Source organism: Methanococcoides seepicolus (assembly GCF_023684405.1).
In the GTDB taxonomy this organism is placed as follows: Archaea; Halobacteriota; Methanosarcinia; order Methanosarcinales; family Methanosarcinaceae; genus Methanococcoides; species Methanococcoides seepicolus.
Genome location: NZ_JAGSOI010000106.1, coordinates 1 through 4180 on the forward strand (window position 1 = coordinate 1; position 4180 = coordinate 4180).

Below are 4180 nucleotides of genomic sequence, written 5' to 3' on the forward strand. Positions count from 1 at the left end.
GATTGATACTTTTTACAAACCAAGGAGATGACAATCCGAGTGCAATTTGAATGAGTTCTTTATCTTCCATAGAATTGAATTGGAAGACACAAATATTAAATTACCCACTCAATGTTGATGAGATCCATATATTATATATAAATGTGATAAACCAAGTTTGCTACTTAAAATAAATATAAGTGTTCTTAGTTTAATTGAGTCTATCTGAATTTTCATTCTAACACAAATTAATACAACGATTTATTTTTATTAGAAGCATTTTCATCAACTCATCAAACTGGTCTGACAGGCGTTTCAGGAACAAAACAACGAATACCAAAGCCTTCAAGTTCTTCGCCTATGTAGTGTATGGAAGGTTTGTGGGATGTTATGTTCATGTAAGCCCGCAGTACATCTATTACTTTACTTCGTGCTCTCTTTATTCTGCTGCATCTTATATTCCGCTGCCAATTCCACATATAATGCTGCATTTTCCTTTATCATGGCAACATCTTCCGGTGTGGCTTCCCTTCTGACCTTTCCGGGAACTCCTGTGATAACGCTGTTAGGCGGGATTTTCTTTCCTGAGGGAACAAGTGCATTGGCGCCAACGATGGAATTCTCTCCAATCTCAACCCCGAAAAGAATTGTGGAATTCATGCCAATGAGCACATTGTTCCCGATCTTGCAGCTATGCAATACTGCTCCATGGCCTACGGATACGTCATCTCCGATCTCGACTCCGAAGGGAGGGTCGGTATGGATCATGGCATTGTCCTGGATGCTTGTACGGTTTCCTATATGTATCCTGTCCAGATCCCCTCGGATAACCGCATTGAACCAGATGCTTGATCCATCACCTATAATTACATTTCCTATTATATCTGCAGAATCTGCAATAAAAGCAGTTTCAGCTATAAGAGGTTCCTTGTCTCTGAATTTTAATAGCATGTGTTTCACCTGATCAGATCGTTCTGTTCTATCTGTGGAATATCGAACTATTTAGTCCTATGGATTGCAACAAGTTCGTCTTACAAATAATATATGAACTCCGATCTATGAAACAATTTTCGATATTTGCATATTTTATAATGAACGGGGGATAAGGTGATCGAAAGGTAAGGTGATCGAAAGGTTCATTGCATGGAGTTGTATAGGATGCAATGTACCTCTGGAGGAGGTATATATCTAGGCAAGTACACTTTTTTGTTAATATATACACCAAATTTTGTATGTTATTTGTGTAAAATATGAAAATTGAAAGAGTTTTACAAGACCAAAAAGAAAAAGGTAAGCAAAAGAACCAAGTTGAAAATAAAAAGGAATAAAGTGCTGGCACTAACCTTTCGATCCTCTCCCGGAGCACCAGCGTCTTGAATCTTATAATGCTTAGACCTTTTCTGAACTTATAGCTTTGATAATGGAATAAACCATTGCAATCATCACGAACATGAATGGGAAAGCCGCTACAATGGCCGCGGTCTGCAACGCAACTAGCCCACCTGTCACCAGAAGAACAGCTGCCACCGAGCCCAAAATGATACCCCAAATGGCTTTTACACTGTCCTTTGGCTTTAAGCTACCATTGGAAGTGAGCATGGCTATAACATAGGTCCCTGCATCTGCTGAAGTGACAAAGAACCCGGCAACCAGGACGATAGCAATAATTGAGGTTATCGATGCCAGAGGATAGTTGGCCAATGTAACAAATAAGGCAGATGCTACGTTTTGCGAAACAGCCTCAGCAATGCCACCATTACCAAACAATTCTATTTCAAGGGCAGTCGAACCGAAAATTGCCAACCACAGGAAACTGAATGCAGTCGGAACTATAAGGACCCCGATAACAAATTCACGAATGGTTCTGCCTCTGGAAATTCTGGCAATGAACTGGCCTACGAAAGGTCCCCATGATATCCACCATGCCCAGTAGAACAGGGTCCAGCTACCAAGCCAACCGCTTTTTATCACAGGATCGGTCCACAAACTCATGGACAAGATGTTTTGTAGGTAAGACCCGGTCGTATTTGTTAACATGTCAAATATGAATGTCGTAGGTCCAAATACAAGGAGGAATCCCATCAGTATCAAAGCCAGATAAAAAATTCTTTCAGCAATGAACTGGATCCCTTTTTCGATACCTAAAACAGCTGCTCCGGTGAAGATGATTGTCATTACACCAATGATCAACAAGTGAACAAGATCAGAATCAGGTGTATTGTATAAGAAATTCAGACCACTGCTGATCTGCAGGGTACCCAGACCCAAAGACGTGCTCAGGCCGAAAATTGTGGCAAATACTGCCAGGACATCGATAACATGGCCTATTGGCCCATGTATGCGATCTCCCAATATAGGATAGAAAACGGAGCTGATAAGAATTGGAAGACCTTTACGGTGCTGGAAATAACCCAAAGAAAGGCCCACAAGGCTGTAGATAGCCCATGGATGCAAACCCCAGTGGAAGAAAACATAACGCAGAGCCAACGTGGCTGACTCCGGGGTTTCGGCAGACCCGAAAGGGGGAGATGTAAAGTGTGTTATGGGTTCTGCAATACTCCAGAAAACAAGACCAATAGCCATACCTGAAGTAAACAGCATGGCTATCCAAGAAAATGTGCTATATTCTGGCACATCGTCGTCTTTACCTAACTTAATGCTTCCATATTTGCTCAAAGCAATCGCTATTACAAAAATCAAAAATCCAAAAACTGCAAACAGGTATAACCAACCGAATTGATCGATTATAAATCTCAGTGCAAGATTAGAAACAGATCGCATGGAACCAGGAAATGTTGCTCCCCAGATCACAAACAGTATGGCCAATCCCAAGGAAGAATAAAAAACTGCAGGATTGAAATTACACGCTTCCTTATGTGGATCACATGCCAATTTTTCTTTGGTCATCGTACAATATCCCCTTTAGCAAAACTAAATATTATCAGTCCAATTTCAATGAATTTTTTAAGCAGATAATTTACATAATGAGTTTATACCACTTAAGTATTATAATGAACCCTAATGTACAGCTTCATTCTTCCAGAAGAAGATAACCTGTTAAGAAAAGTGCGGGGATATAGGTAACGTTAATTTTTTGTACGCTAAATTTTTACTAAGTCGATTTTAGAATGTACAATCCAACAAATCTAAAATTATTTTGTACTTGCCAAAAAACCAGAACGTTGATTATCGTGCTTTATTGCAGTATTTGCCCATGCGTATTTAATCCTAACACTATTATCTTTATAAAAAAACATGTTAAAACATGGATGAATTTATTAGTTAAAATCAGACCATAGTGGGATTGAAATCCATATACGTTGTCGATAGTATCGATTGATGTGGTCGGTATACTGTAGGTCTCTTTCTTTTTGATGCCATTAACATATGCAAACGCAAGAATTCAATAATCATGTAAATATTTAATAATGAAAAGTTCCTTGTGTATGTTTATACCAGACACATATCTTCATGGGCGAAGGTATGTGGTCATTATCTGCAATTAATACTGGTAAAGCGAGATTCACTCCATTCTATATGGCAAATTGATAAAGGGATGAAATGAAATATTCAAAGACTGTCCAGAAAGGACTGGACTATATTGCAACAATAAGTGCAACTGAACTATCTCCACTTGAGATCAGAACATTGTTGTCCAAAACAGTGACCAAGAACTATGATGTAGTGCATGATATAATGGAAGCTGCCAGAACGGAAGGACTAGTTGAGAAGAGGGATGGTACTTATCATTTCTGTCGTGAATCACATGCCCTGGAATTCTACAAACCTAAAATCGTTTTCAAAAAAGAAAGCAGTAAATGTCGATGTTGTGGCAGAGGCATGAATGAATGCTGGTATATCGAACTAAAGTCTGGAATAATTGGTCCATATGGTTCCACATGTGTCAGAAAGCTGTACCTTGAACATCTGAGAATTGCGATTAACTGCTTATTTTTTTAAAGCAAATTTGTTCGGCTAATTTTTTGAGTATTTCTCTCTATTTTCAGCAGTTTACTAGTATCCATTTATATACTTTTCAACTTTTTTGAATAGCTACCGCTATTCATCCTAAATATTTTCTTCTGATTGTCCTCAATTGATAGAGATTATAACTGAGTGCTGTAATTAACATTTTGACATTTGCTCTTGCCAACGTTGTCACTCTTACAAATCCTGATGTAAACACATTTTTGATAACAGC

At 38.6% G+C, this 4180-nt stretch carries 3 protein-coding genes and 2 pseudogenes; 1 reads left to right on the forward strand and 4 read right to left on the reverse strand.

The window, feature by feature from the left end:
* Positions 1 to 377: 377 nt before the first annotated feature.
* From KDK67_RS14705 to KDK67_RS13620, 3 genes and pseudogenes are all read right to left on the reverse strand, one after another.
* Positions 378 to 422, reverse strand: a pseudogene (locus tag KDK67_RS14705) (hypothetical protein); the annotation flags it as partial.
* A complete protein-coding gene (locus KDK67_RS13615; protein ID WP_250869401.1) occupies positions 403 to 930 on the reverse strand; it encodes a gamma carbonic anhydrase family protein in 528 nt (175 codons plus the stop codon). The gene KDK67_RS13615 and the pseudogene KDK67_RS14705, both read right to left, overlap by 20 nt.
* A gap of 438 nt (positions 931 to 1368) precedes the next feature.
* Complete coding sequence (locus KDK67_RS13620; RefSeq protein ID WP_250869402.1) at positions 1369 to 2886, reverse strand: glycine betaine uptake BCCT transporter; 1518 nt, start codon at positions 2884 to 2886, stop codon at positions 1369 to 1371.
* Positions 2887 to 3540: 654 nt separating this feature from the next.
* On the opposite strand from KDK67_RS13620, the gene KDK67_RS13625 reads away from it, so the two are divergent.
* A complete protein-coding gene (locus KDK67_RS13625; protein ID WP_250869403.1) occupies positions 3541 to 3939 on the forward strand; it encodes a DUF5830 family protein in 399 nt (132 codons plus the stop codon).
* A gap of 103 nt (positions 3940 to 4042) precedes the next feature.
* On the opposite strand, the pseudogene KDK67_RS13630 reads toward KDK67_RS13625, so the two are convergent.
* A pseudogene (locus tag KDK67_RS13630) lies at positions 4043 to 4180 on the reverse strand (IS5/IS1182 family transposase); the annotation flags it as partial.